The sequence below is a fragment of the Bacillus coreaensis genome (assembly GCF_050586445.1).
Taxonomy (GTDB): domain Bacteria; phylum Bacillota; class Bacilli; order Bacillales; family Cytobacillaceae; genus Robertmurraya_A; species Robertmurraya_A coreaensis.
The window spans coordinates 270,490-297,449 of sequence record NZ_JBOCCY010000002.1 but is presented as its reverse complement, the minus strand read 5'-3'; the positions used below and the strand labels follow the sequence as shown (position 1 = coordinate 297,449).

At 38.3% G+C, this 26,960-nt stretch carries 26 protein-coding genes; 3 read left to right on the top strand and 23 right to left on the bottom strand.

Going from position 1 to position 26,960, the window contains the following annotated elements; all coding sequences use genetic code 11:
* Nucleotides 1–168: 168 nt before the first annotated feature.
* From spoVE to ACQ5H4_RS04615, 15 genes are all read right to left on the bottom strand, one after another.
* A complete protein-coding gene (gene spoVE, locus ACQ5H4_RS04685) occupies nucleotides 169–1,269 on the bottom strand; it encodes a stage V sporulation protein E (protein ID WP_119707456.1) in 1,101 nt (366 codons plus the stop codon).
* Between the two features lie 95 nt (nucleotides 1,270–1,364).
* Nucleotides 1,365–2,717: a UDP-N-acetylmuramoyl-L-alanine--D-glutamate ligase gene (murD, locus tag ACQ5H4_RS04680; protein ID WP_430773833.1), complete on the bottom strand. Its 1,353-nt coding sequence runs from the start codon at nucleotides 2,715–2,717 to the stop codon at nucleotides 1,365–1,367.
* Nucleotides 2,718–3,692 (bottom strand): phospho-N-acetylmuramoyl-pentapeptide-transferase, encoded by a 975-nt coding sequence (mraY, locus tag ACQ5H4_RS04675; protein WP_430773832.1) that lies wholly within the window; start codon nucleotides 3,690–3,692, stop codon nucleotides 2,718–2,720.
* Nucleotides 3,693–3,839: 147 nt separating this feature from the next.
* A complete protein-coding gene (locus ACQ5H4_RS04670; protein WP_430773831.1) occupies nucleotides 3,840–5,309 on the bottom strand; it encodes a UDP-N-acetylmuramoyl-L-alanyl-D-glutamate--2,6-diaminopimelate ligase in 1,470 nt (489 codons plus the stop codon).
* Between the two features lie 148 nt (nucleotides 5,310–5,457).
* A complete protein-coding gene (locus tag ACQ5H4_RS04665) occupies nucleotides 5,458–7,407 on the bottom strand; it encodes a stage V sporulation protein D (RefSeq protein WP_430773830.1) in 1,950 nt (649 codons plus the stop codon).
* 97 nt (nucleotides 7,408–7,504) lie between these two features.
* Nucleotides 7,505–9,742, bottom strand: a complete 2,238-nt coding sequence (locus tag ACQ5H4_RS04660; protein WP_430773829.1) for a penicillin-binding protein — start codon at nucleotides 9,740–9,742, stop codon at nucleotides 7,505–7,507.
* Complete coding sequence (ftsL, locus tag ACQ5H4_RS04655) at nucleotides 9,742–10,095, bottom strand: cell division protein FtsL (protein WP_119707451.1); 354 nt, start codon at nucleotides 10,093–10,095, stop codon at nucleotides 9,742–9,744. The genes ACQ5H4_RS04660 and ftsL overlap by 1 nt, the downstream gene beginning before the upstream one ends.
* 21 nt (nucleotides 10,096–10,116) lie before the next feature.
* On the bottom strand, nucleotides 10,117–11,049 hold the full coding sequence (gene rsmH, locus ACQ5H4_RS04650) for a 16S rRNA (cytosine(1402)-N(4))-methyltransferase RsmH (RefSeq protein ID WP_430773828.1): 933 nt from the start codon (nucleotides 11,047–11,049) through the stop codon (nucleotides 10,117–10,119).
* 39 nt (nucleotides 11,050–11,088) lie between these two features.
* Nucleotides 11,089–11,520, bottom strand: coding sequence for a division/cell wall cluster transcriptional repressor MraZ (gene mraZ, locus ACQ5H4_RS04645; protein ID WP_251515898.1), 432 nt, complete (start codon nucleotides 11,518–11,520; stop codon nucleotides 11,089–11,091).
* A gap of 208 nt (nucleotides 11,521–11,728) precedes the next feature.
* On the bottom strand, nucleotides 11,729–13,363 hold the full coding sequence (bshC, locus tag ACQ5H4_RS04640) for a bacillithiol biosynthesis cysteine-adding enzyme BshC (protein WP_430773827.1): 1,635 nt from the start codon (nucleotides 13,361–13,363) through the stop codon (nucleotides 11,729–11,731).
* Between the two features lie 96 nt (nucleotides 13,364–13,459).
* Nucleotides 13,460–13,849, bottom strand: a complete 390-nt coding sequence (locus ACQ5H4_RS04635) for a DUF3397 domain-containing protein (RefSeq protein WP_430773826.1) — start codon at nucleotides 13,847–13,849, stop codon at nucleotides 13,460–13,462.
* Nucleotides 13,850–14,752 (bottom strand): 2-dehydropantoate 2-reductase, encoded by a 903-nt coding sequence (locus ACQ5H4_RS04630; protein ID WP_430773825.1) that lies wholly within the window; start codon nucleotides 14,750–14,752, stop codon nucleotides 13,850–13,852. It abuts the gene before it with no gap.
* A gap of 110 nt (nucleotides 14,753–14,862) precedes the next feature.
* Nucleotides 14,863–16,398, bottom strand: coding sequence for an acyl-CoA carboxylase subunit beta (locus ACQ5H4_RS04625; protein ID WP_430773824.1), 1,536 nt, complete (start codon nucleotides 16,396–16,398; stop codon nucleotides 14,863–14,865).
* A 37-nt stretch (nucleotides 16,399–16,435) separates the two neighbouring features.
* Nucleotides 16,436–16,648 carry an acetyl-CoA carboxylase biotin carboxyl carrier protein subunit gene (locus ACQ5H4_RS04620; protein ID WP_430773823.1) on the bottom strand — a complete coding sequence of 71 codons (213 nt, stop codon included), beginning with the start codon at nucleotides 16,646–16,648 and terminating at the stop codon, nucleotides 16,436–16,438.
* A 15-nt stretch (nucleotides 16,649–16,663) separates the two neighbouring features.
* Nucleotides 16,664–17,998: an acetyl-CoA carboxylase biotin carboxylase subunit gene (locus tag ACQ5H4_RS04615; protein ID WP_430773822.1), complete on the bottom strand. Its 1,335-nt coding sequence runs from the start codon at nucleotides 17,996–17,998 to the stop codon at nucleotides 16,664–16,666.
* Nucleotides 17,999–18,246: 248 nt separating this feature from the next.
* Between ACQ5H4_RS04615 and ACQ5H4_RS04610 the strand changes: the two genes are divergently transcribed.
* Nucleotides 18,247–18,711, top strand: a complete 465-nt coding sequence (locus tag ACQ5H4_RS04610; RefSeq protein ID WP_430773821.1) for an N-acetyltransferase — start codon at nucleotides 18,247–18,249, stop codon at nucleotides 18,709–18,711.
* A gap of 40 nt (nucleotides 18,712–18,751) precedes the next feature.
* Here the strand turns inward: ACQ5H4_RS04610 and ACQ5H4_RS04605 are convergent, their stop codons facing one another.
* The 4 genes from ACQ5H4_RS04605 to ACQ5H4_RS04590 form a co-directional block, all read right to left on the bottom strand.
* Nucleotides 18,752–19,330 carry an RsfA family transcriptional regulator gene (locus ACQ5H4_RS04605; protein WP_430773820.1) on the bottom strand — a complete coding sequence of 193 codons (579 nt, stop codon included), beginning with the start codon at nucleotides 19,328–19,330 and terminating at the stop codon, nucleotides 18,752–18,754.
* 120 nt (nucleotides 19,331–19,450) lie between these two features.
* Nucleotides 19,451–20,209, bottom strand: a complete 759-nt coding sequence (locus ACQ5H4_RS04600) for an enoyl-CoA hydratase/isomerase family protein (protein ID WP_430773819.1) — start codon at nucleotides 20,207–20,209, stop codon at nucleotides 19,451–19,453.
* Between the two features lie 87 nt (nucleotides 20,210–20,296).
* Nucleotides 20,297–20,470: a 50S ribosomal protein L32 gene (gene rpmF, locus ACQ5H4_RS04595; RefSeq protein ID WP_023615018.1), complete on the bottom strand. Its 174-nt coding sequence runs from the start codon at nucleotides 20,468–20,470 to the stop codon at nucleotides 20,297–20,299.
* An 84-nt stretch (nucleotides 20,471–20,554) separates the two neighbouring features.
* On the bottom strand, nucleotides 20,555–21,079 hold the full coding sequence (locus tag ACQ5H4_RS04590; protein WP_430773818.1) for a YceD family protein: 525 nt from the start codon (nucleotides 21,077–21,079) through the stop codon (nucleotides 20,555–20,557).
* Between the two features lie 164 nt (nucleotides 21,080–21,243).
* Between ACQ5H4_RS04590 and ACQ5H4_RS04585 the strand changes: the two genes are divergently transcribed.
* Nucleotides 21,244–22,470, top strand: coding sequence for a nucleotidyltransferase (locus ACQ5H4_RS04585; RefSeq protein WP_430773817.1), 1,227 nt, complete (start codon nucleotides 21,244–21,246; stop codon nucleotides 22,468–22,470).
* A 7-nt stretch (nucleotides 22,471–22,477) separates the two neighbouring features.
* Here the strand turns inward: ACQ5H4_RS04585 and ACQ5H4_RS04580 are convergent, their stop codons facing one another.
* Both ACQ5H4_RS04580 and ACQ5H4_RS04575 read right to left on the bottom strand, forming a co-directional pair.
* On the bottom strand, nucleotides 22,478–23,506 hold the full coding sequence (locus tag ACQ5H4_RS04580; protein ID WP_430773816.1) for a SepM family pheromone-processing serine protease: 1,029 nt from the start codon (nucleotides 23,504–23,506) through the stop codon (nucleotides 22,478–22,480).
* A gap of 5 nt (nucleotides 23,507–23,511) precedes the next feature.
* Nucleotides 23,512–24,294, bottom strand: a complete 783-nt coding sequence (locus ACQ5H4_RS04575; RefSeq protein ID WP_430773815.1) for a patatin-like phospholipase family protein — start codon at nucleotides 24,292–24,294, stop codon at nucleotides 23,512–23,514.
* A 207-nt stretch (nucleotides 24,295–24,501) separates the two neighbouring features.
* On the opposite strand from ACQ5H4_RS04575, the gene ylbJ reads away from it, so the two are divergent.
* Nucleotides 24,502–25,719, top strand: a complete 1,218-nt coding sequence (gene ylbJ, locus ACQ5H4_RS04570) for a sporulation integral membrane protein YlbJ (protein WP_430773814.1) — start codon at nucleotides 24,502–24,504, stop codon at nucleotides 25,717–25,719.
* A 36-nt stretch (nucleotides 25,720–25,755) separates the two neighbouring features.
* Here the strand turns inward: ylbJ and coaD are convergent, their stop codons facing one another.
* Both coaD and rsmD read right to left on the bottom strand, forming a co-directional pair.
* Nucleotides 25,756–26,241 (bottom strand): pantetheine-phosphate adenylyltransferase, encoded by a 486-nt coding sequence (gene coaD, locus ACQ5H4_RS04565; RefSeq protein WP_160545694.1) that lies wholly within the window; start codon nucleotides 26,239–26,241, stop codon nucleotides 25,756–25,758.
* A gap of 13 nt (nucleotides 26,242–26,254) precedes the next feature.
* On the bottom strand, nucleotides 26,255–26,818 hold the full coding sequence (rsmD, locus tag ACQ5H4_RS04560) for a 16S rRNA (guanine(966)-N(2))-methyltransferase RsmD (RefSeq protein ID WP_430773813.1): 564 nt from the start codon (nucleotides 26,816–26,818) through the stop codon (nucleotides 26,255–26,257).
* Nucleotides 26,819–26,960 lie beyond the last annotated feature (142 nt).

The following is a 26,960-nucleotide window of genomic DNA, read 5'->3' as shown; positions in this document are numbered from 1 at the left end:
TCACAGATGATAGTCATGATGTAATCTGAAAAAAATCACCCTCACGTTTTACCCCATTTTACTATATTTCAAACGACAAATCGAAAAACAACGAACGATTGTCATCTAAATGTAATAATAAACAGAAGAGAACCCTGCATGAATTACAGGGTTCTTAGCATACCTATCTCATAATTTCGAGTGTTTACTAACGTTTAGTAGCACCCCAATGGCCATAAGCATGAGTGTTAAGGAAGAACCTCCATAGCTTAGAAACGGAAGAGTAATTCCAGTAACCGGCATCAATCCTGTAACTACACCCACGTTAATCATTACTTGAATAGCGACCATTGCAACAATTCCAACTGCTAAAAAACTACCAAATAAATCTGGAGCACCTAAAGCAATTCGAATTCCACGCCATAATAATAAAGCGAATAAAAGGAGAACAAAAGAGCCTCCAATGAAACCCAATTCCTCCGCCAAGATAGCAAAGATAAAATCAGTTTGTGGTTCAGGTAGATAGAAGAACTTTTGTCTACTTTGCCCTAATCCCAAACCGAATAATCCACCTGGACCAATCGCATATAGAGATTGAATGATTTGAAAACCACTGCCGAGTGGGTCCTCCCATGGATCTAAAAAGGAGGTAATCCTCTTAATCCGATAAGGGGCTGATATAACAAGCCCAACAAACCCAATAACCCCTAGCAATCCTAAGCCCACAAAATGGCCAATTCTAGCACCAGCGATAAAAATCATGACAACAGATGTTCCAACCATCACCGTTCCAGTCCCTAAATCTGGCTGTAGCATAATCATCCCGAAGGCTAGGAATACTAAGCCAAGGGATGGCATTAGACCTTTTCTAAAAGAAGTAATCTTTTTTTGATTTTCCGAAAGAAACTTTGCTAAAAACGCAATCATCGCGAGCTTCATAAACTCTGAAGGCTGAATAGAAAACGCCCCAACTCCAATCCAGCTTCGGGAGCCGTTTCTTACATTTCCTATCCCTGGGATGAGTACAAGAACAAGAAGGACAAAACAGATGATTATGATCATTTTTGCGAAAGTTCGCCACGTCCAATAATCGACATTCATAATGAAGAACATGGCCACAATTCCGACCCCAGCAAACAACATTTGTCGTTTGGCAAAATAAAAGGAATCGTCAAATTTATAGTCAGCCCAAATGGCACTCGCACTATAAACCATAATTAATCCGGTCGCTAATAGGGTAAATGTTACAATCAATAATATCAGATCTGGAGTAGCTTTTTTAGTCGGCAAAAGAACACACCTCGAATGCAAGTTTTAGGGCTTACAGTGAGGATTACACCTTAATTAGATACCATTACGTTCAATAGTCTCCATAAGACAAGCCCTTACTTAAGCTTATGCACCGCATTGATAAAAATGTCTCCTCTAACCTCAAAAGTTTTGTATTGATCCCAGCTAGCACATGCAGGTGATAAGAGGATCACATCTCCTGGACTTGAGTGTGTAAAGGCAACAGGTACGGCTTTTTCCACATTATCGACACGGACTATTGTTTTTATTCCTGCCTTCTGTGCTGCCTCCTCAATTTTAGGAGCCGTTTGTCCAAACGTGACAACAGTTTTCACATTTTGTAAGAATGGAATTAACTCGTCAAACCCGTTTCCACGATCCAATCCTCCGGCAAGTAACACAATAGGTGTTTTAAATGCAGATAAAGCTTTTTCTGTTGCTAATATATTCGTTGCTTTTGAATCATTATAAAACTTACGCCCTTCGATTTCTCCAATATATTGAAGACGATGCTTAACACCAGTAAAGGTGGTCAGTACCTCGACGATTGCTTCGTTTGAAACATTTGTAAGCTTTGCAGCTGCTACTGCTGAAAGGATATTTTCAAGGTTATGCTCACCGGGTAAAACAATATCAGAGATTTCAATAATCTTTTCTTCTTTAAAGTACAGATAATCATCTAATACATAGGCACCATTTGGTTGAAATTGTTTTGTAGAAAAAGGAACACAGACCGCGTTGCTTCTTTGGCCTATTTCGAATGTGCTCTCTTGATCTCCATTCACGATAAAGTAATCTTCATCTGTTTGGTACTTCGTTATATTTGCTTTCGCACTCCAATACTCTCCTCTGGTACCATGATAGTCTAAATGAGCATCATACAGATTAGTGAGTACAGCAATCCTCGGCTTAAATGTTGTAATTCCCATTAGCTGAAACGATGATAGTTCAATAACAATCGTATTTTCAGATGTTGCTTCCTGAGCCACTTCTGATGCAACAGTTCCAATGTTCCCCGCAATTAAAGGCGCTTTATTTCCCGCCTTTAACATTTCAAAAATAAGAGTGGTTGTTGTTGTTTTTCCATTTGTACCTGTTATGGCAATAAAAGGAGCTTCTGAAATTTGATACGCAAGCTCCACCTCAGTAATAATAGGAATTCCTTTTTCAATGGCCACTTGGATCATCTCATTATGATAAGGAATACCTGGGTTCTTTACGATAAGCTCAAAGCCATCATCTAAAAGCTCGACTGGGTGACTTCCACAAATAACTGTAATTCCTTGTTCAAGCAACCCTTGAGCTTCAGGGTTCTCAGATAATGGCTTATTATCATTTACAGTGACAAACGCACCTAAACGGTGCAACAAATTTGCTGCACCGACCCCACTCTTCGCTAAACCAAGTACAAGTACTTTTTTATGAACATAATCTTTAATATCTCTCAATTACAACCACACCTCGATATAGATTCCTAATACTGCACATAATAACCCAACTGTCCAGAACGTGACAACTACTCTCCATTCAGACCAACCAATTAACTCATAATGATGATGCAAAGGACTCATACGGAATATTCTTTTACCCGTTGTTTTAAAGGAGATTACCTGCAAAATCACAGACAATGTTTCAACAACAAATATTCCTCCGATGATTATTAGCAGAATTTCTAACTTAGTTAAGATAGCAATGGTAGCGATCGCTCCTCCTAAAGCAAGAGAACCCGTATCTCCCATGAACACTTTAGCGGGATGTGCATTAAACACAAGAAATCCTAGTACAGCACCAACAACTGCCAAAGAGAAAATGGCTACATCATATGCTCCCTGGTACCAAGACAATACAGCAAAAGCTCCAAAAGCAATAGCTGCTGTTCCCGAAACTAGGCCATCTAGACCGTCTGTTAAATTTACTGCATTTGAAAACCCGACCAACCAGAAAATGATAAAAAAAACATACATCCAACCAAGGTCAAAACTAATATCTGTTAGCGGAATGGAGACTGTTGTTGAAAATTCATTTTGTCTTAAAATAAAGTAAAAAATAAACGAGATTACGATTTGTCCAAATAGCTTTTGTTTAGAAGTTAACCCTAGATTCCTCTTCATGACCACTTTAATAAAGTCATCTAAAAATCCTAAAAGACCAAACCCTATTGTTACAAAAAGTAGTAAGTATGTTTGTACGGAAAGCTCCGAATATTTCGATGTCATCACAATAGTTGTAACAACGATAGATAATAAAATCATCGTTCCACCCATCGTCGGAGTACCTGATTTCTTTTGATGCGATTTAGGTCCTTCTTCTCTAATGCTTTGTCCGAATTTCAACCTTCTTAAAAACGGAATCAAAATTGGGGATAGGATGACCGAAATGAGAAATCCCACTAATATCGTGAATAATATAACTTGCTCCATCACTTTCCCCCCACTTTTTCCATCACGGAAACACTAGTATGAATAAGCTGTTTATGTAGTACAGCAATATCATATGTTTGTTCCTTTGTATTCAGAAGTTTTTCATGTGGAAATTTGTATAATATCATGTGAATTCTAGCCTTTCTTGCTTTACGCTTTATTTTGTTCTAAAATGGCTTCCTTTGCAACGAGTCTGTCGTCAAAATGGTGAATATCCTTGCCAATTTGCTGATAGGTTTCATGACCTTTTCCAGCAATGAGAATAATATCATTTTTCTCAGCTTGAGTAATCGCCTCGTAAATTGCCTGCTTTCGATTTTCGAGGACTTTATATTTTCTTCCTATAACCCCTGATTCCATCTCTTTTAAAATCTCAAATGGATCCTCACTTCTTGGATTATCGGAAGTAAAAATGGTTTCATCAGCATAATCACATGCGATTCTTGCCATCAATGGTCTCTTTGTACGGTCGCGGTCCCCTCCGCAGCCAACGACCACATGAGTCTTCCCTAAAGCAAATTCTTTAATGGTCTCAAGTGCGTTCTGTAAACTATCAGGTGTATGCGAGTAATCTACTATAACCGTAAAGTTTTGCCCTGCATCGACAAGTTCAAATCTTCCTGCTACACCTTCCATCATGCTTAAAGCGTCGGTTATAACAGATAATGGAATTCCAAGTGCCAGTGTTGCACCTATAGCGGCGAGTACATTATATACATTAAATTTCCCAACAAGTTTGATCGTCACGTTAGTTGAGCCGATAGGAGTAGTTAATAAGAAAGAGGTGCCTTTAGCTGACATGGAAATATTGGTCGCTTTAATATCTGCATCCTGTTGAATTCCATATGTTAGGATATGTGCCGAAGTGGAATGAGCGTACTGTACACTAGCTTCATCATCAGCATTCAGTACAGCATATTTCGGTTGATTGAGTGTAAATTTATTCCCTAACTGGGCAAACAATAAACCTTTTGCTCTTTTGTACTCCTCCATCGATCCATGAAAATCTAAATGATCCTGTGATAAATTTGTAAACACAGCAACATCAAAGTCTGTGCCATGAACTCTTCCTTCCACTAGCGCATGAGAGGAAACCTCCATAACAGCACAATCAACTTGCTTTTCAATCATTTGGTGAAAGATATTCTGTAAGATTAAGCTTTCAGGTGTGGTATTTTTTGTTTCAAGAACATCTTCTCCAATTTTCGTATACATGGTCCCAATCAGCCCGGTTTTTTTGCCTGCCTCTTTCAAAATATGGTCGACAATATGACTCGTTGTTGTTTTCCCGTTTGTCCCGGTGATACCAACAACTTTCATTTTCTGACTTGGCTGTCCATAAAAAGCATCTGCTATAATTGCCATTGCACGTTTTGTATCTTTTACAATTACAACAGGTACGTTCACTTGTAATGGTCTTTCTGCTATAACAGCTACTGCACCAGACTTAACCGCATTCTCAGCAAAATCATGACCATCGACAGTAAAGCCTTTTATACAAATAAATAAACTACCTTCTGTTACTTTACGATTGTCATTATGTATGTGTAATATGTCTGGATTTTCACCCTCGAAAGGAACAAGCGGTTGAAGGTGATTGACCAGTGTATGTAGTTTCATTTCCTCAAATCCTCTCATAATTTAACCTACTTCCAAAAAAAAGCATGCGCCCATCTATTTTACATGAAGTTATCCTTTTTCGCTATTCTATAATGTAGCATTTTGAAAAGACGGCGAAAAAACTTCGCCGCCTTCACACTGAATCAGTCTATTCTTCTTTCTCTTTGTCGTCTTCCTTCTGTTCCACATTATCAAAATACAATCGAATGGTTGATCCTTCTTTTAACTTTACCCCTGCTTCCGGTGTTTGTTTTACCACAACATTACCCTCTCCAGAGGTTTCAATTTTTAAATTAACAAATAAATCGCCAAGTTCTGTTTTGGTCATCCCTACTACATCAGGAACCTCAATCATTGGTACATCTGGCCACTTGTACTCTTTTTCTAGCTGACCCTTTCTAGGTTCTACTCCTAAAGCTCTCAAACTATCACCCATAATGCTGCCTACGATTGGCGCGGATACAACTCCCCCAAACTGAGTAGTTCCCTTAGGATTGTCAACAGCCACATACACAACGAGTTGTGGGTCGTCCGCTGGCGCAAATCCAATAAAAGAAACGATATGATTATTTTCCATATACCTTCCGTCCTTTACCTTTTGCGCTGTTCCTGTTTTACCACCCACTCGGTAGCCTTCAACAAAGGCTCTTCCTCCTGATCCTTGTGCCACAACACTTTCAAGAGCATATCGGATCTTCTCTGAAGTTTCTTCTGAAATTACCTTTCGTTTCGCTACTGGTGACTTTTTCATTACAACTTCACCGGTTCGCGGATCAACTAATTCCTTCGCAATATAAGGGGTGTATAATGTACCACCGTTAATCGCCGCCGATATCGCAGCAACCTGTTGAATAGGTGTAACTGATACCCCTTGACCAAATGCAGTCGTAGCTAATTCAACTGGTCCGACTCGATCTAGATTAAATAGGATCCCCCTTCCTTCTCCTTGTAAGTCAATTCCTGTTTTCTGTCCAAATCCAAAATCCTTTATATACTTAAATAATGTATCTTTCCCGAGACTTTCACCTAATTGAACAAAACCTGGGTTACAGGAATTTTGTACAACCTCCAAATAGGTTTGTGAACCATGTCCCCCTCGTTTCCAGCATCTTAGAGTTGCTCCACCAACCTTGACCGATCCAGAGTCATGAAAGTGATCATTCTCTAAATCTACTTTCCCCTCTTCAAGTGCAGCTGCTAGCGTTATAACCTTAAAGGTAGACCCTGGCTCATACGTACTCCAAACAGGGAGATTTCGGTTATACACTTCAGGATTCACTTCTTGGAACTCTGCTGGATCAAATCCTGGCCGACTTGACATAGCCAAAATCTCTCCGGTATTCGGGTCCATAGCTATAGCTATCATACCGTCAGGATTATATTGTGCCTGCGCATTATCCAACTCTCTTTCTACTATCGTTTGTACCTTTGAATCAATGGTTAGTTTCAAATCCAATCCATCCACAGGAGCCTCATAGTCATCTGCCATATCATTCATTCTTTGTCCTTTGGCATTTGCATAGAATTTTACAGAACCTTCTTCCCCCATGAGCTCTTTGTCATAATACGCTTCAAGTCCTGTTAATCCCTGATTATCACTCCCTGTAAAACCGAGAACATGAGATAAATAGTTCCCAAACGGATAGTGGCGCTTTGAATCTTCTCCGATATACACGCCTTCTAAGTTCAAGTCACGAACTTCATTCGCCTTTTCATGGGTAATTTTTCGCCCCTCATTAATTCTTACGATCGACGCTTTCTTTGTTACATATTGGTACGCCTTCTCTTTTGAAAAGTTTAATACGGCAGCTAGCTGCTCTGATGTTTTCGCAGGATCTTTCACCTGTCTTGGCACGACATAAACGGTCGGTGCACTTTTATTTGTAGCGAGTGCAACACCGTTACGATCGACAATTTCACCACGCTCGGGTTCAAAAGGAATATTCCGACTCCAAAGATCTTTCGCTCCATCGGTTAAAATATTTCCTAATGCAAATTGTACATACCCTAGCCTTACATCAATAATAAAGAAAATGAGAAACCCTACTAAAAGTGAGATCGTTAGTCTTTTTCGTACTGTAACATTTGACACTCGCATCTTCGTTAGAACCTCCTAACAACATATATGGCTCGTTCCACTATATGCTTGTACAAAAAAAAATAGAACGCACAAGCATCACTTGTACGTTCTAAGCTTATTCTGATTCATCTTCTTCTGCTTTTTCTTCTGTGCCTTCCTCTGTTTCTGTTCCCGTTTCTTCAGAAGCATCATCACCAAGCTTTGTTTCTTCTTCTGTCGGTGCCTTTAAGTGAATCACTAAATGATCACCCGCTACCACAACGCTTCCTACACTAATATTTTGCTTTGTTACATAGCCGCTGCCAGTCGTACTCAATTGTAAATCAGCAAGCGAGGCAATCTTTACAACATCTCTTAAGGACCAGCCTGTAACATCTGGCATTGTCAAGTCTCCATCTGTTACAACGAACACCTTTTCTCCAGCAAGTATTTTCTCCCCTGCTTGTGGAGATTGTGCAATTACATTTGTTCCATTTCCAATAACAATGGTATGAGCTCCAAAACTAGTTACTTGCTCTTCAGTTTCTCCAACATTTTTATTTAAGAAATCTGGAACAGTAATTGGCTCTACCTCTTCTTGCTCAGCTGGTTCAATATTTAAATACTGAAGACTATTTTTCATCACCGGATTAAAAATCATGGAAACTGGTACAGACCCTTCTGAATAATGGTCTACTTTCGGCTGCTGTACCGCAACATAAATAATTAATCGTGGATCATCTGCAGGTGCCATTCCTAAAAACGAGAACACATAGTCATTCTTCCCATTTAAGTACACACCATTTTGTGTCATACTCGCAGTACCTGTTTTCCCAGCCACTTGATAGCCCTCAATATTGTATCGGTTATACCCAGTTCCCTTTGGAGAACTTACAACTGTCTCTAGATACTCAAGAACCTGGTTCGCGGTTTGCTCTGAGATTGGTGTTCCAACAACTTCTGTTTCTGTTTGTTGAATTATCTTTCCAGAGGTTGGGTCTACTATCTTATCAATAACATGCGGTTTCACCATTTTACCACCGTTTGCAATGGCAGTCGCTGCTTGAATTTGCTGAATGGGTGTAATGGCTGTACCTTGTCCATATCCTGTTGTAATTTTATCGATTGGGTATTGGTAAACGATCTTTCCACTCGTTTCGTTTGGAAGGTCAATCCCAGTTGGCTGATCAAATCCAAACTTCGTTAAATACTCTCGAAACGTATCATACCCGATCTTTTCCTTCACAAGTTTAGCAAACGCTACATTCGATGATCTTTGTAATCCTTCTAAATAGGAAATCGTACCCCACCCGCTACCATTATGGTCGTGAATCCTTTGCGAATTTTCCGTTGGTTTATATGAACCTGATTGGTACCCCTCATTCGGATTAAAAACACCTTCCTGAACAGCCGCAGCAAGTGTGAAAATTTTCATGGTCGATCCTGGTTCAAATGAGTTTTCAATCACTTCGTTATGCCACGTGTCAGAAATCCCTTCTCTTGTTGTTGGATGGAACGTTGGTCTTTGCGCCATCGCTAAAATTTCACCGGTCTTTGGATCAGCTACTACCGCGACCATTTTAGCTGGATCATACTGTTCAACCACTTTGTTCATAGCATCCTCCAGAAGTGTCTGGATCTTTTTATCGAGTGTTAAATAAATATCATATCCATCTTTAGCAGCTGTTACATTTTCCTCACCGCCGGGTAGGATATATCCCCAAAAGTCACCCGGGTAATTTACTTTCCCATTAATTCCGGTTAATTCCTCGTTCATTGATTTTTCAATTCCAAGTTGCCCTACCGTTTGATTCGTTTCTTCATCCACATCCACATAGCCAACTACGTGAGAGGAAAAAATGCCGTTTGGATAAAAACGCTTTGATCCACGTATAAATGTAATTCCTGGAAGTTTTAGATTTTCAATTTCCGTTTTTACTTGAATTGAAATATCTCTACCCTTCGTTCCGAACTCTACCTGCTTAGCACCCTCTTTAGAAAGAATTCTATAAATCTCTGATTCTTCTAAATCAATCACTTTTGACAATTCTCTAGCCGTCTTTTCTTTATCAACGACATGTCTTGGATTTTTAGGACTAGTGGTTAATGTTTCATCCAAAATCGCAACTAACTTGAAGGAAGCTGTATCTTCTGCAATCACTTCACCATTGTTGTCATAGATCGTTCCTCTTGTAGCCTCAATTGTTGCCTCTTTCTCATATTTTTGCTGAGCTAAAGCAGACAAATTCTGCCCGTGCACTTCTCCTGTTGCCAAAATCGTTACATACCGAAAAATTAAGACAAAAAAGAGCAGGCTAAATATTATAAATAATATCGCTGCTCCCACATTCATATTGGGCTGTTTCTTTGTCATTACTCCTGCACAACCTTAACATTATTGTCATTAAGCTTTAATCCAAGCTTTTCTGCCATGCTACGGATTCGATCTGGAGTGCTTAACTCTCCCACTTGCATTCTTAAGTCATTATTAATCTTCTGCTGGTCCTCTAATTTAACAGAGGTATTTTGTATATCCTTATTTAACTCATAAATCGCCGCTTGATTTGAAATAATATGTACGGCACCAAAGCATAGAGCGGCACAAAAAGTGACACCAAGGATTTTCTCTCCAGGAGACAACCATGAGTTGGTCTTTCTTACCTTTTGAGGTGCTTGTACGGTTTGTTGCTGCTGTTCCTGCTGAAGCTTCCTTGCTAAGTTACTCATCCTATTCCCTCCTAGATAGGTTTACAGCTTTTCGGCAATACGTAACTTTGCCGAACGTGCTCGATTGTTTTGTTCTAATTCTTCTTCTGATGGCACAATTGGTTTTCTCGTAATTAACTTTAGTTCTGGTTTGAACTCATCCGGGATAATAGGCAATCCTTTTGGAAGGTCTGGTGTGTCACTCGCCTTCTTAAATATCACCTTACAAATCCGGTCCTCTAATGAGTGGAAAGTAATGACACTAATTCTTCCACCAGGGTTCAGTAAATCAATCGCTTGATTTAACGAATCTTCAAATACACCTAATTCGTCATTTACTGCAATTCGGATTGCTTGAAAAATTCGTTTAGCTGGATGTCCACCTTTTCTTCGAGCTGGAGCAGGTATTCCCTCTTTAATCAAGTCCACTAGCTCTCCTGTTGTTGAGATTGGCTTTATTTCTCTTGCCGCCTCAATTTTCCTAGCAATTTGTTTAGAGAATTTTTCTTCTCCATATTTAAAAAATATTTTCACAAGCTCTTCAAAACTCCAGGAATTAATAACGTCATATGCGGAGAGGTCTGCCTGTTGATCCATTCTCATGTCTAAAGGGGCATCATGGTGATAACTAAATCCTCGTTCTGGTGTGTCTAATTGTGGGGAGGAAACGCCTAAATCATATAGAACTCCATCAACCTTTTCAATTCCTAGCTTGTGTAATTCCTCTTGCAGGTATCGAAAATTACTTTTCACAATAGTTAATTGCCCTTCATATGCAGCTAATTTTCCCTTTGCATTTCCAATGGCAACGTCATCTTGGTCAAAGGCAAATAATCTTCCTTCCTTTGACAACTTGGATAGGATAAGCGCACTATGCCCCGCTCCACCCATTGTACAGTCCACATATATACCATCTGGTTTAATATTGAGTCCATCAACAGTTTCGTGCAAAAGCACGGTAGTATGTTCAAACATTGTTGTCCACCTTTCGAATTACGCCCATGAATAGAATCCTTAAATATCAAATCCAATCATATTCTCTGCAATTTCAGCAAAAGATTGCTCAGATTCTGTAAAGTATTCTTCCCATAATGTCTTACTCCAAATTTCAATTCGGTTTGAGACTCCGAGAACGACGCATTCTTTTTCAAGCTTTGCGTATTGCATTAGTGGAGTAGCAATGTTTATTCTTCCTTGTTTATCCACTTCACATTCAGTCGCACCTGAGAAGAAAAAACGGGTAAATGCACGAGCGTCTTTTTTAGTTAATGGTAACCCTTTGAGCTTTTCCTCAATCTGATCCCATTCACTAAGAGGATAACCAAATAAACATTGATCTAAGCCGCGCGTTAGCACAAAGGTTTCTCCTAAGTGTTCACGAAACTTTGCAGGCACAATTAGACGTCCCTTCGTATCAACATTATGATGGTATTCACCCATAAACATGCCCGCTACCCCCACTCTCTACCCTAAATGTACCACAATCCCCCACTTTCCTCCACATGTTTTTATAAATTCTCCCCCCACTGTTATTTTCCTGCAAAAATAGAATGAGAATGATTCCCCTTTTTCTTATAAAAAGCTTTAAAATCATATAAAAATTTATAAAAACCGACAAAAAAGACCTTATCATAACGACAAGGTCTTTCCTAGTTTATAATTTTACCACTTGGTGACTTCCATCAAACAAATACGGTTGTGTTAATAATTCATCAACAAACGAGAGTCCGTAATGGTTAAGAAAATAAAAGAGGTTCCAGATTCTTTCTTGCGGTGAACCGGAAGGCTTCAGTTTACGTTCGATTCGATTATATTTTTCTATAACCACTTCATGCTTTTGTAGCAACGCAAGTTCAAGTCGATTTTCCATAAAATCAATTTGCTTTAAAAGTAAGCTTTCATTTTTTTTCAACAATGTAAGCATGCCCTTATAATGTTGCTCGGTCTTTCTCTCAATTTTCAGGTAGTTTTCGACTAGCTGGTCTTTTGTTTGAGCAAACAATGTCTGAAAACTACTGTCACGGTTGGCATCTAGAAATAATTCCTTTTGTTTTTTCGTTCCAGCAGTTAACACGTCTTCTAGCTTTAACCCTAGCTCTTCTATGTCTGAGCTCACATTTCGTTCAATCAAACTAATGTTTAGCCGTGGAACAATCGGTGGCATTTTCATATCAAAATGCTCAAACAATTCTTTTAATTCAGCCCAGTACGCAATCTCTCCTGGTCCTGCAATAAACGCTAATGTTGGAAACAAGCACTCTTGCATAAGTGGTCTCGTAACGACATTATTGCTTAAGCGTTCAGGAAACTCACTAGCAATTTCTAGCATTTCATCGTAGGAAAAAGAGATAGAACCAGACGCACCTATAAATTGTTGTCGTTCTGGAATATAATCTAATAAAATTCTCTCATGAGTATTTTCATCATAATAAAAGAGGTTTGCACAATGATCGTTAATTACAATCGTTTGTGCCATTCCTATGCCTTCGAGTTCTCGCTGCTTCTTTTTTACCTTTTCGGTGATCTCTTTTGTACTTTTAATTTGATTAATAAAGTATTCTTTTTCCAGTTTTCTTAATCCCTTATCGCCGGAATCCACAATAAGTAAACCATAATCTTTAAACAGACTCATCGTAATATGTGCAAAAAAGTCAACTAACGTTACTGACTTCTCAATCGCAGCATCTGCAAAATGAAGCAGGGAATTCGTGTGTTCCGTCTCGCCATAGGAGGAGATGATGTCAGTAACCCAATTTCTTAAAACATCCTTCTTGATCTCAATATTAGAAACCATTCGTTTATCAAGAAGCTTCTCAGGGTAGATTGACTTTTCGAGTTGATTGTCTTTTTCTACAAAAATATGATTCACTTCATCATAGTCGTGGTCCTCACCCGCTATCCAGAAAACCGGAACAACCGGAACAGACAGTTCTGCTTCCTGCTTCTTAGCAAACAAAATAATAGAGAGGATCTTATGTATACTGTATAGAGGTCCGGTTAATATACCAGCTTGTTGTCCTCCAATGACCACCACACTATCAGGATTTCTTAATTTAGAAATTGATGTATCAACCTCGTTCGAACTAGGGAACTTACTCATATACTCCCCAATATAGTCAGCAAGCTCTTCCCTTTTAAAACTTATATTTTCTAGATCCTTTACTCTTTTCTTGTAGCTCTCATTTTCTTGAAATTGATAATGAAATAACGGACGTATGAATGAATTCCCAGTACTATAATCGGTAGCAAACTGATTCGTTGATGGGAGAAAGAGATTAACCATCTCCATTTATGTACTTCCTTTCTCTTTACAGTATTTCTAATCTTCAGTATAGCACTGTGTTTATGGAAAATAAAAACCTTTGCATCTTCAACATGAATTCGTTCACCTAATTGATTCTGTTACACTTAAAAAGATACCTACGCATATTAATATGATATAGGTAGAAAAAAATAATAAGAAATTGAACCTCCAAAATCCCCGGAACACTTTTTTCAAATCAACTTCTTCATTTAATTTGTACTGAAGGAGTAAAGATAAAATGGCCATGGCAATCATTAATATAAGAATTAACCACAGTAATGAAAAATCCCAGATCGTAACAATAAGATAATGAACTGAAAGGATAAAAAGCACCGTAGTGATATCCAAAGCAATATGAACTGCTTTTCTATGTTTTTTTGTAATCTGCTTAGCAATAACAAAGACAACAAAATACCCTATAATTGGAACGGTCACTAATGTGGCAAATACTGTAGCAAAAAAGCTTCCCATTTACATCCCCTCCTCCTTTATTTCTTTGCCTTTAATGCAATGATAAAAGGCTAAAGTGAGCGGCACTTTTATTTCCTTCCTTTGTGCTTCCTTTAGAACATACCCGAGAATGGCATCAATTTCTGTTCTTCTTCCATTTTTTACATCCTTCAGCATAGACGACTCATTTTGCGCTGTATTTTTACACACGTGAACAAGATTTTCATGATAAGTATGAGAGTCTAAACTTAGTGCAAGACAAATCTCATCAAACAACTGTTCAAATAACATTAGATAGTATTTATTTGTTAAAAGACTTCCATTGGTAACACCTAATATAGCTGTTAAAGGATTTATTACCGCATTCACAACGAGTTTTTTCGTTAGCATGACCATGTAATCCTGTTCAAATTGAGCAGGAAAATTCTTTATGGACTGTAAGATAAGTTCATCAAGTATCCACCGGTCTGCTTCAACCGTTCGAAATATTGCTAGTTTCGTTACCCCAATACCTGTATGATTCACCGTATGGTTATTTACTTTTAATGCTCCATGCTCAACAGAACCTATAAATAGGGATCTTGTATTTATTTTTTTTAGAAGAGCTAAATGTCCCATTCCATTCTGAACAAACAATAATGGTATGTTGGCAGAAAAAGTTAGGTTCTTTACTATTTTATCTAACATATATTCCTTCACACACAGAATTACAAGTTCAATTCCAGTTTCGTCCCATTGACTAATCGGTCGAACGTTTATAGGCAAACAGAACGATTCTTCACCATTTTTCCTTACCAACCCATTCGTACGTATACTTTCACTCTGATTCTCTGACCTCGTGTAAAGGATTACATCATTTTCTTCTTGTAAGTAAGAAGCGAACAAAAGACCTATTGCTCCACCGCCAATGATCGCAATTTTCATTCTATCTCCCTCGATGCGTCAATATTACTATTAGTTTACCAGAATAAACTGAAAGAAGGTATTAGAAAGGTCATTCGTATCAAAAAAGACCTCCAGAAGAGAGGCCTTTATCACACAGGATACACCGGATGCTTTCTTGTGCTGAATACAACATCCTTTGTTTCATACATGGAAAATCTCTGACTCAACACCTGTCGCAAATCATTCGCCCCTACAATGTCATCAACAATTAATTCGGAAGCTAATTTGTAAATATCAATATGCTCTTTATATTCCTCATGCTTCTCTTTCACAAAGGCTAACCGCTCTTTAGGATCAGAGATCTCATTAATCTTATTCGAGTATACTGCGTTTACCGCCGCCTCAGGACCCATGACGGCAATTTGAGCTGTTGGTAACGCCACACAATAATCCGGTTCAAATGCAGGACCAGCCATCGCGTATAATCCAGCACCATAAGCTTTCCTAACTATGACGGAGATTTTTGGAACGGTAGCTGAACTCATGGCGGCAATTAATTTAGCTCCGTGGCGAATAATTCCAGCTCTTTCTACTTTTGTACCAATCATAAAGCCTGGAACATCTGCTAAAAATAATAATGGGATATGAAACGCGTCGCATAATTGAATGAACTTTGCTCCTTTATCAGCTGAATCAATAAACAAGACGCCCCCCTTCACCTTTGGCTGATTGGCAATAATACCCACCACCCTGCCATTCATCCTAGCCAATCCGGTAATAAGTTCCCTTGCAAACAGTTTTTTTATCTCAAAGAAGCTTCCTTCATCCACCAATGTATCAATACAGTCATACATATTAAATGGTGCATTTTGATTTGAGGGTATAATCTCCTCGAGATGCTTTTCAAATTTTGCATCCACGGCTTTGATTATGCTTGGCTTTCCCTGAAAGTTTTGTGGGAAATATTGCAAATAGGTAATAGCCTGTTCAATTGCATCACCTTCACTTTGAGCAAGTACATCCCCACAGCCGCTGACCGAACAATGCATTCTTGCTCCGCCCATCTCCTCTAATGTAACCTTTTCACCAATAACCTTTTCTGCCATACGTGGTGACCCAAGGTACATCGAGGCATTTCCATCGACCATAATTACAATATCACAGAACGCAGGAATATAAGCTCCACCTGCTGCAGATGGACCAAACAAAATACAAATTTGAGGGATCATCCCTGATAGTTTCACTTGATTATGGAATATTTTACCTGCCCCCCGGCGATTTGGAAACATGTCAAGTTGATCAGTAATCCGAGCCCCTGCTGAATCAACCAAGTACAGAAGGGGAACCTTTAATTTCTCAGCCACTTCCTGAATTCGTATAATCTTTTCTACCGTTCTAGCTCCCCATGAACCAGCTTTCACAGTGGAGTCATTGGCCATGACACAAACCGTCCGCCCCTTAATCTTCCCTAAAGCTGTAATAACACCATCTGCTGGAAGATCCTCCTTTTTACAATTGGCAAACTTTCCATCCTCCTCATAAATGCCCTCATCAAATAAAAGCTCTAATCTCTTTCTGACAAAAAGCTTTTTTTGTTCCTCAAGTTTCTCATGATACTTCTTGTGACCACCGTCTTCAATCTTCCTAATTCTTTCCCCTAATTGTTCCGAAAAATGCTTCTCCATCTTTTTCCCTCCTCGTCTGGTTAATGGCCTTATCTCTTTATTCCAGTACGATTAAGACGTCTCCTTCATTAACAAAATCACCCTCAGCAACCTTTATCTCCTTCACTCTTCCCGCTTCTTGACTTTCCACAGGAATTTCCATTTTCATTGATTCCAGGATAGCAATTTCTTGATTGTTTTCAACTTGATCACCAACTGAGATGTTGATTTGAAGAATTGTCCCCGCCATAGTAGATGTAATTTGCACCATAAAAACTCCCCCTTGTTAGTTAAATCTTTTTATAGATAAGTAATTAGTAAAATACTTGCCGGTTTTAAAGTCAGTGTCGTTTAAAATATGCTTAAATAATGGAGCATTGGTTTTTATTCCTTGTAATTGAAATTGATTAAAAAAAACTGTTGCTTTTTCAATAGCTTCATCTCTATTTTCCGCATGAACAATACATTTCGCGATCATTGGATCATAATAAGGAGTTACCGCTACACCCGCTTTATATCCAAAGTCCACTCTCGTATCACCTTTCCCCCAATCCAATACCTCAATATGCCCTGGTGAAGGCATAAAGGTCACAGGATCTTCTGCATATAATCTAAATTCAATGGCATGCCCTTTTGATTCCAGCTCCTCCTGCTTATAAGGCAATGTTTCTCCCCTCGCCACGAGAATTTGCCATTCTACAAGATCTAAGCCAGTTATGGCTTCTGTAACTGGATGCTCGACTTGTAATCTTGTATTCATCTCAAGGAAATAATAATTCTCCTCTTCATCAACGATAAATTCTACTGTTCCAGCATTCTCATACCCTACTGCTTTTGCTGCCCGTACAGCCGCTTGGAGCATTTTCTCTTTAACACTCTTTGATAAAAATGGAGAAGGTGATTCTTCTATAACCTTTTGATGACGACGTTGAATCGAACAATCCCTTTCGAATAAATGAACAATATTCCCTGCCTTGTCACCAAATATTTGGACTTCTATATGGCGTGCGTATTGTATGTACTTTTCAACATATACTTTCTCATTTGCAAAATAAGTTTTTGCTCTTTTTTGGGTAGTTTCCAGGTTTTTTCGGAGAGTTTTTTCGTCATCACACCGGACCATTCCGATCCCACCACCACCTCCGCTTGCTTTTAAAATCACAGGATAACCTATTGAATTTGCTACTGCTATTGCGTCTTCTTCTGTCGTAAGCGCTTCATTACTACCAGGTACAACGGGAATCCCTGCTTCCAACATTTTTTCACGTGAAAGGATTTTATCTCCCATCATTTGTATGGTATTGGGATTCGGTCCAATAAAAATAAAACTTTCTTTTCTAATTTCTTCGGCAAAGCTAGCATTTTCTGATAAAAACCCATACCCAGGATGGACAGCATCTACCTTCTCTTTTTTAGCTATCTGTAAAATTGCTTTTTGATTCATATATGACTTACCGACAGGAGCTTCACCGATTCGATAGGAAATTGTTGCCTCGGATACAAAAGGTAAATCCTTGTCTGCGTCTGAATAAATAGCAATGGTTTGTATACCCATCTTGTTGCATGTTTTTATAATTCTTGAAGCTATCTCTCCCCGATTAGCAATAAGAATCTTTTGCATCTTTGTTCCCCTTTCTAATTGGACATTTGAAGCATCTAAGATCATTTCTTCATTAGAATGCCAATTTCCTTCTAATCTTGAAAGCGTTTTCTTAAATATTAAGCAGAATTTTTCGTTAATTTGTTATATAATTAAAGCAATTCTAGTTCATTTGCAGTAGTGAAGATTCCATTCATGTTTATTCAAGGGGAAATAAACTTATACAAAATAAAACGAATTTCACTGCAACAAGACAAGGGGGAAGGTATATGGGGTACAAGGTTGTAAAACTAAAAGTAAATTATAAAACACTAGAAGAGTTTAAAAAGTTTAAGGAATATGGATTACAAGAGCTCTCGATGGTAGAGGATTTAGAGGCAAATATTATAGAGAATGATAGTGAATCTCCTTTTTACGGAATTTATTTTGGTGATAAGCTTGTAGCACGTATGAGCTTGTATCAAGTAGACGCTAAATACAACCGCTACTTTGAACCACCATGTGACTATTTAGAGCTATGGAAGCTTGAAGTTTTACCAGATTACCAGCACAAAGGGTACGGTTCTGCTTTAGTAGCATTTGCCAAAAATTTCGGTCTTCCGATTAAGACAAACCCGAGAGTAAATTCTAGAGACTTTTGGGTTCATATGGGATTCCAACCAGTTGAATACGATCTTGGACGGGACTTTGGTGAAAACCCATTAATCTGGTCAAGCGATTTGGAAAAGGAATAAATAGAAAAGCGGACATTTGTCCGCTTTATCTGATTATAATTTATTTTTTCTGCCGATCTTCTTCGTGTAAAACGACCATCTTTCTAGCTCTCTCCATAATATCTATAAGCGCTTTATAATCTTGTTCAATAAGCTTTAATTCCTTTTCAAGCTTCTCATTTTCTGCCGCTAAATAATAAAGCTGTTTTTCTAATTCTTGTATGTGCTTTTTATAGTTATCATGCTCTTCCTTTTGACTTGAATCTGCTTTATCGTACAGTTCCTTTAAGAAAGCAACAAGGTCATTAAATTCTATTTGATAGGAGCGAGTCTGCTGTACTTCGACTGCAGGTTGCTCAGTTAAAGCACTTTCTTCAAATTCCTCAAGCTCACTTGGAGCAATAGCATTCTTCTTTAGTTCTTTTCTCTGTTTTTTTGCTATTTCAATTCCAGATTTGTATTGCTTACGTACGTATGAGTTCCATCTGAATCCGCAAGCAGCAGCAGTTCTTGAAAGCTGTTTTCCTACTTCCTCAAATGCTTGCAGCTGTGTTCCACCTTCCCTAATATTACGTAAAACTACTTCAGCAAGTAGCAAATCTTCATCTTGTGACCAAGCATCTTGACGATTTGTTGGCATTGTCAAATCCCTCCTAGTGTTTTTTATTCATTCATATGCTTCTACTAGGAAAGATAGACTGATAATATAAGAGGTTTCGAAACAAATTCTCTTTTAACCGTTAAAAATGTTTATAAATTACTATTTTTTTCTGTTGATGAAATGGTTCACCTTCTCATGATGGGCGTCTTTTTCCCATAGAATGGAACATTGTCGAACTTCCCTTTTCACTTGCTCCTTCAATTTAAGTGGATCTCTTCTACTAAGAACAATTTGCTTGTAAGCTCGAAGTACATCAGTCTCTATGGACGGTATCGTCTCTAATCCTGCTCGCAAGCCTTCTATATGACTGCCTTTATACATATAATCAACAAAACCCATTTCTTTTAACTCTGAAGCTTCATATATCTTTGCTTTCATAAGCATTGATAGAGCTTGACTAGAAGGTAGTTTCTCAAAGAGCATCGTTCCCCCACCCCACCCAGTTGTAATGGCTAGATTTCCTTGTACAAATCCAGCTGTAACACTTAAATGAGCAAATCGGAAATCACATGCCGTTGCTATTTCACAACCTCCACCAATCGCTATTCCGTTTAATAAAGCAATAGTCGGCTTTGGAAGCATAAACAAGTCAAATAGAATATCTGCCATTCTTGAGAGCATAGCGTATGCTTCTTCCTCTGTCTTTAATTTATGAAAAACAGACAAATCCCCACCAGAACAAAACGCTTTATCTCCTTCACCTGTTATAACCAGTCCTAAATGGTTGGATTTCTTCACCTCATCAATAGCTTTTTGAAGACCGTCCATCACTTCAAAATTCACTGCATTTCTTCTTTCATGCCGTTTGATAACAAATTGTAAAAAGCCTTCTTTTAATTCTATAATCTCGTAAGCCAAAGAAATCCCTCCTGCAGATAAAAGAGTAAATAAAACAAAAATGCAAAAAGCGCCTTACTATTAAGTAAGACGCTTACGCCATTCAAATTAGTCGTTTACAACTTCTTTTCCTTTGTATGTTCCACAAGCTTTACATACACGGTGAGCAAGTTTCATTTCACCACAGTTTGGGCATGCTACCATACCAGGTACTTGTAGTTTAAAGTGAGTACGACGCTTTCTTTTCGCAGTTTTAGATGTTCTTCTAAAAGGTACAGCCATTCTTCCCACCTCCTTAAAGAGTATTAAGAAAGTTATGAAGTCCAAGTTTCCTTGAGCCTCAAATGTTTCTTGTCTTCTTCACATTCATTGTGAAGAAGGATCATTTTGATCCAGTAATTTCGCAAGTCCCGCTAGACGAGGATCAATCTTATCCTGCTTATCCTGTTCATGAATAACTTCCCAATCTTTACCAGATTGAGGAGCACCATCCGTCCCAGTATAGTCTTCACAAAATACTTGCATGGGTACTTCTAGCAAAAGGATTTCTTGTATGACCGGTAAAAGATCAATCACTTCACCTTTTACTTGATGAACTTCCTCTTCAAGCTCATAATCGAGTCCTTTTAAGAGGAAAGTTTCTGTTGTTTCGACATCAATTGGAAAATTCACGTCAACTAACGTACGAGAACAAGGCAACACGAGATAACCCTTTATTTTTAAATGAAAGGTTACTTTTGACGAATCTATATCAGCCCGTCCCGTCACACGAATTGGTGATACGCGACGTATGGTAGGATCAATCTTTATAATCTCTTCCATATTAACTGTTTCATCGACAGGAAAGTCCTTGCTTCGATATTTTTGTAACTGACTTAATGTCCATTTCATACGAATCACCTCAAGGCAACAAAGGTAATTATAGCTTTCATATAATTATTTGTCAATATTTTTTCTTTACACTATAATGTAGACATTAAACATCGTTCTTAATCGTAAAAAATCATTATTTGCTTATTATCTTTATTTTTCACAATAAAATCAAGGAGTTTTTTATGAAAGCTGTTGGAGTAATAGTTGAGTACAACCCATTTCATAACGGACATTTCTACCATGTGGAACAATCAAAAATTTTGTCAGGTGCTGATGTGGTCATCGCTGTCATGAGCGGACCTTTTTTACAGCGTGGAGAACCTGCCCTTTTATCAAAATGGCATCGAGCTAGGATGGCATTATTAGGTGGTGTGGATATTGTCTTTGAACTGCCTTACGCTTTTGCAACCCAAAAGGCGGAAATCTTTGCGCGTGGAGCAATTGACCTTTTAGCAGCTGCAGGTTGTGATTATGTCTGCTTTGGTAGTGAATCTGGTCACATAGAAGACTTTTATTCTACCCTACGTTTTATTCATACACATCAAGAAACGTATGACCATCTAATCAAAAAGAATATGGATGAGGGAATGAGTTATCCAAGAGCAACTTCTTCCGCTTTCCAAGAGCTTAAGCCTTCAAGTCAGATGATGGACCTATCAAAACCTAACAATATTCTTGGCTTTCAATATATTCGAGCAATCGAAGAGTTAAACTTAAGCTTAACACCGCTAACTATAGCGAGAAAAAATGCGGGTTATCACGATCCAGAATTATCCTCTACTGATATTGCAAGTGCGACAAGTATTCGTAAATCTATCTTTTCGAATGACGGAAAATTGAATGAGCTTTCCTCTTATGTCCCTAACACCACCTACACAGAACTTGTGGACTATAAGAAACTGTTTGGGCACTTTCTTCAATGGGAAGACTATTGGCCTCTTCTTCAATATCGTTTACTCACAACTGAAAAGAGTGAACTCGCTAGAATTTACGAAGTAGAAGAGGGAATAGAAAATCGAATCTTACAAATGGTTGATAAAGCAAATTCATTTTCCGAGTTTATGACCTTGCTAAAAACAAAAAGGTATACATGGACACGTTTGCAACGGCTTTGCGTTCATATCTTGACATATACAAATAAAGAGCAAATGAGGGCCATGAGCGACCGAGCTAGCTATCTTCGCTTGCTCGGTATGACAGATTTGGGAAGGCAGTACTTAAACAAGTGGAAAAAGCACAGTAGTCTGCCGATAGTCTCAAGACTTGCCTCCTACAATGGAAAAGAGATTGAACTTGATATTAAGGCTGCCAAAACATATTCACTCGGTTTGGAAAAAAACTATCGTTATCGTGCATTATCCTTAGAATATTCACAATCACCAATGTTCATTTCAAAAAAAGAAGAATAGCTCGTGGCTATTCTTCTTTTTTCTCTAATCCTTCTAGATACGTTATTGTATCTTCAAATGTATCAATAGGTACGATTTTCATATCTGTTTCAATATCCTTTGCTGTTTGGACGGCTGCTATATAGTTTGAGGCATCAGCACCATCCTCATTTGGAGCAAAGAAAATATCTGCATCTGCTTTATCAGCAGCAATAACCTTTTGTTCAATACCTCCAATACGTCCGACCGTACCGTTTGCATCGATTGTTCCAGTCCCTGCGATATTGTAACCTTTTGTTAAATCCTCTTTTACCAATTGGTTATATATTTCAAGAGAGAACATAAGTCCAGCTGAAGGGCCCCCTATATCACTTGTCTCAACTGTGACCTCTGGCTCCACAATAATTTCTTTATCGTCCACTAATCCAATTCCTACTCCTACTTTTGTTTGATCTGCTTCAAATGCTTTTAATGGAAGAGTAACATTTTCTTCCTTCTCATTACGTTCAAAATATAAAGTGATTGTATCGCCTGCTTGTTTTTTACTTACATAGTTGATAAATTCTTCTGATGATTTAAAGTTAAGTTTATCTACTTGAAAAATTCGATCACCAGGCTCTAATTGCCCCATGGCAGGCATTCCATCCATAACACTTAATACATAAACTCCTTTATATTCAAATGAGATCGGTTTATTCGCTTTTTTATAAGCTACCTCAATTGCGGCAAGCTTAGAGGTAGACATAGAATGCAATTGCCTTACTTTATATTCCTCATCACTTTCCTCTTCCGCTCGAATGGCTGATAAAGGATAAATTTCTTGGTATTCACTTATTTTTGCTAACATATACGTATAAATATTTGCTTGCCCCATGACAACCGTAGTAAGCATAAAGCTTCCTTCTTCCTCGTACCCACCTTGCACTTCAATAATGGGTTCAAGTTCCTTTGCCATTCCGGGCTTTGTTATATAATATGGTAGTGAATAAAAGGCGCCGACTAGTAAGGCAATGACAATTGTATATAGTAAGATACGCCCGATCCATTTTTTGTTCATTTATTCTAGTACCCCTTCCAATTACTTAACAGCTCTTTAATCTTTGGTACAGCTTTAAGAGCCTCCTCCTCTCCGATAGCGATAATCTCCTCGATATTTGTAAACGCGCGAGAATTATACATTTGTACAGGAGGACGAATCATAACATCGGATTTTACCTCACGATTTGAAACAAGTTCCATTTGCATAATATCTATACTTTGCATTATCACATCATAAATCGTGGTAATTTCTGCTGTAGATTTTACTGGACTAACATCAACAGCAACGATAATATCTGCACCCATTTCTTCCACGACAGAAACGGGGATACGGTCAACAACGCCACCGTCTACAAGCAAGCGACCATTATGCTTTTCTGGCACAAAGATTCCTGGAATAGAGATGCTTGCTCGAACTGCATCTGCTATGGATCCCTCCTTGAAAACAACCTTTTCTCCAGTCATTAAATCAGTAGCTATCACCGCAACCGGAATGTCTAACTCTTCAATATTTTTCCCATGAGTAAATACCCGGATAAGCTCCTTTACTCGTTTTCCAGCCACAAAGCCCATTTTTGGTACAGTATAATCTAAATAATATTTTCTTTTAAAGGCTTTTGATAGTTTGTATAGTCTCTCTACATCTAATCCTGCTCCATAAAAACAGCCCACTAGTGCCCCCATGCTGCTTCCAGCAACATAATCAATAGGGATACTTTCGGCTTGTAATACTTTAATTACACCTAAATGGGCAAAGCCTCTTGCCCCACCAGAACCGAGTGCTAATCCTATTTTCGGACGAGACAAGTACTCCTCCCCCTTTAAAAAGATTGCGTTACCTATTCTAATCTTATGGTCTATTTTCATTTTGTATGAGTATATTGATTTATGAGGACAAGACCTATAAAAGAAATCCTATTTGTACCTTCCATGTAGGGGTCCCCACTTTTCTCATATTTTATCACTTCTTTCCATACTTGCACAGTAAGTTCACCTTCAAGGGAGGATATAGGTGTGTTTCGATCCAGACTGAAAACCGTTGTATTAGCACTATCTGTAACATTAATGGCTATTTCATTAATAGCTTTCCCACAAGAGTCTGTTGATGCGTCTATTCGCGGCTTAGACATGTGGTGGGAAATTGTCTTTCCATCTTTACTTCCTTTTTTTATCGTATCAGAAATGCTTATAGGTTTTGGAGTTGTTAAGTTTATTGGAGTATTACTTGAGCCCCTTATGCGTCCACTATTTAAGGTACCTGGTGTTGGAGGCTTTGTTTGGGCAATGGGGATGGCATCGGGATACCCTTCAGGAGCTAAACTCACCGCAAGATTAAGGCAGGAAGGACAATTAACTAAAGTAGAAGCAGAAAGATTAGTTTCATTTACGAATTGCTCAAACCCCCTCTTTATATTTGGCGCTGTTTCCATAGGTTTTTTCGGAAATGCCAAACTCGGTTTTCTATTGGCTCTAGCTCACTATCTTGGCAATATTTCAGTTGGCTTAATTATGAGATTTTACGGAAATGATACAGAGGAGAAAAAGCGTACTAAAGAGCAGAAATTCTCTATTATTCTCGCTTTAAGAGAGCTGCATCGAACAAGATTGAAAGAACAAAGACCTTTAGGACGACTGCTAGGAGATGCCGTCATGTCATCCGTGCAGACATTACTTATGATTGGCGGGTTTATCATTTTATTTTCGGTGATAAACAAGCTTCTGTTCCATTTGCACATCACAGCCTTCTTAGGTCAGTTTGTTGAGTTTCTCCTAGTTAGCTTACATTTACCCGATGTATTAAGCATTCCCTATATTTCTGGATTGTTTGAGATTACCTTGGGAAGTCAGCTAACGAGTCAGGTTCAGGAAGCAACTCTTATGCAACAAGCAATCATTACTAGCTTTATTCTTGCCTTTAGCGGATTTAGTGTACAGGCACAAGTAGCAAGTATTACCTCTCAAACCGATATTGCTTTTAAGCCTTTTTTTATTGCTCGTATTATGCACGGTTTTTTCGCTGCTATATATGCCTTTTTGCTTTGGGGAACGGTATACGAAGGATTAGCAAAAAGTGACCAACCCTCGAACGCTATCCCCGTGTCTGTCCTAGAAACAGGATCATGGGCTTTTTTAAACACGTATTCTTACCTAGCACAAATCGGTCCACTCGTGACCATTGTTTCTCTAGTAATCTATATTTTTGTTTATACAAGAAGGTTAAATGTAAAATGAAAACGAGCACTTCTAGGTGCTCGTTTTCTTATGTATTCATTTGACCGTGTTCTTCTCCATTAGTGCTTTTTCTACTAGAGGTGGAACCAATTCAGAAATTTTACCTTTGTATTTTGCCACTTCTTTTACAATACTTGAGCTTAAGAAAGAATACTGACTATTCGTCATGATAAAGAATGTCTCAATTTGGTCATTTAAAACTCTATTCATACTAGTGATTTGCATTTCATACTCAAAGTCTGAAACAGCTCGTAATCCACGAATAATGGCACTTGCTCCAACTGAACTAGCATAGTCCACGAGCAACCCCTGAAACGAGTCCACCTTAACATTCGGTAAGTGCTTTGTTACTTCTCGGATCATTTCCGTACGTTCTTCAACTGAAAATAGAGGTTTTTTAGATGAATTACTTAATACTACAACAAAAACCTCGTCAAATACTTTTGCCCCTCTTGTAATAATATCTAGATGGCCATATGTAATCGGGTCAAAACTTCCTGGACAAACAGCAATACTTGCCATAAGATGTCACTCCCTATTCTTCTTCCGATTTAAGAGTATAAATTGAAATGGAAATAATCCCATAATTCTCGAATTTCACTTGCTTCAAACGTCCTATCTCAACAGGAAGGAAAACATCCTTTGAGTGCTCACAAACAACAATTCCATTATTCGTTAGGAGGTTTTCAGTTTGTATGGTTTCTAGCAAGTGCTCAAGTTGTTGTTTTTTATATGGAGGATCAAGAAAAATAAAGTCAAACATGATCTCCCTTTTTATTATGGCCTTTAAAGCTCGATCCGCATCGTTTCTATATACCTCTGATTGATCTAACACCCCACATGTTTGTAGGTTCTCCTTAATTGTAGCAATTGCCTTTCCATCACGATCGACAAAGATTACTTTTTCTACTCCGCGACTTAGCGCTTCAATACCAAGCCCACCACTACCAGCAAACAAATCCAGTCCTATTCCACCACTGAAATAAGGTCCAATGATATTAAAAATCGATTCTTTCACTTTATCTGTAGTAGGTCTTGTCGAGTTCCCAGGAACCGCTTTCAATGATTTCCCTTTATATTCACCTGATACAACCCTCATTGTCTCACTCACCACTATCAATTCATTTTCATGTAAATTTCCTTCTTATCCTATCATAATGTCCTTTTGAAGCCAATAGTTGTAACTTATAAAGAAAATATCAATTTTCCGTGTATATCCATCCAAGGAGTGGAAATAATGT

Excerpts from the sequence above, each read along its gene's own strand:
- ACQ5H4_RS04670 (WP_430773831.1), bottom strand. The coding sequence starts at position 5,309 with ATGAAACTACATACACTGGTCAATCACCTTCAACCGCTTGTTCCTTTC.
- ACQ5H4_RS04665 (WP_430773830.1), bottom strand. The coding sequence starts at position 7,407 with ATGCGAGTGTCAAATGTTACAGTACGAAAAAGACTAACGATCTCACTT.
- ACQ5H4_RS04660 (WP_430773829.1), bottom strand. The coding sequence starts at position 9,742 with ATGACAAAGAAACAGCCCAATATGAATGTGGGAGCAGCGATATTATTT.
- ftsL (WP_119707451.1), bottom strand. The coding sequence starts at position 10,095 with ATGAGTAACTTAGCAAGGAAGCTTCAGCAGGAACAGCAGCAACAAACC.
- rsmH (WP_430773828.1), bottom strand. The coding sequence starts at position 11,049 with ATGTTTGAACATACTACCGTGCTTTTGCACGAAACTGTTGATGGACTC.
- mraZ (WP_251515898.1), bottom strand. The coding sequence starts at position 11,520 with ATGTTTATGGGTGAATACCATCATAATGTTGATACGAAGGGACGTCTA.
- bshC (WP_430773827.1), bottom strand. The coding sequence starts at position 13,363 with ATGGAGATGGTTAATCTCTTTCTCCCATCAACGAATCAGTTTGCTACC.
- ACQ5H4_RS04635 (WP_430773826.1), bottom strand. The coding sequence starts at position 13,849 with ATGGGAAGCTTTTTTGCTACAGTATTTGCCACATTAGTGACCGTTCCA.
- ACQ5H4_RS04630 (WP_430773825.1), bottom strand. The coding sequence starts at position 14,752 with ATGAAAATTGCGATCATTGGCGGTGGAGCAATAGGTCTTTTGTTCGCT.
- ACQ5H4_RS04625 (WP_430773824.1), bottom strand. The coding sequence starts at position 16,398 with ATGGAGAAGCATTTTTCGGAACAATTAGGGGAAAGAATTAGGAAGATT.
- ACQ5H4_RS04620 (WP_430773823.1), bottom strand. The coding sequence starts at position 16,648 with ATGGTGCAAATTACATCTACTATGGCGGGGACAATTCTTCAAATCAAC.
- ACQ5H4_RS04615 (WP_430773822.1), bottom strand. The coding sequence starts at position 17,998 with ATGCAAAAGATTCTTATTGCTAATCGGGGAGAGATAGCTTCAAGAATT.
- ACQ5H4_RS04610 (WP_430773821.1), top strand. The coding sequence starts at position 18,247 with ATGGGGTACAAGGTTGTAAAACTAAAAGTAAATTATAAAACACTAGAA.
- ACQ5H4_RS04605 (WP_430773820.1), bottom strand. The coding sequence starts at position 19,330 with ATGCCAACAAATCGTCAAGATGCTTGGTCACAAGATGAAGATTTGCTA.
- rpmF (WP_023615018.1), bottom strand. The coding sequence starts at position 20,470 with ATGGCTGTACCTTTTAGAAGAACATCTAAAACTGCGAAAAGAAAGCGT.
- ACQ5H4_RS04590 (WP_430773818.1), bottom strand. The coding sequence starts at position 21,079 with ATGAAATGGACATTAAGTCAGTTACAAAAATATCGAAGCAAGGACTTT.
- ACQ5H4_RS04585 (WP_430773817.1), top strand. The coding sequence starts at position 21,244 with ATGAAAGCTGTTGGAGTAATAGTTGAGTACAACCCATTTCATAACGGA.
- ACQ5H4_RS04580 (WP_430773816.1), bottom strand. The coding sequence starts at position 23,506 with ATGAACAAAAAATGGATCGGGCGTATCTTACTATATACAATTGTCATT.
- coaD (WP_160545694.1), bottom strand. The coding sequence starts at position 26,241 with ATGGCAAGTATTGCTGTTTGTCCAGGAAGTTTTGACCCGATTACATAT.
- rsmD (WP_430773813.1), bottom strand. The coding sequence starts at position 26,818 with ATGAGGGTTGTATCAGGTGAATATAAAGGGAAATCATTGAAAGCGGTT.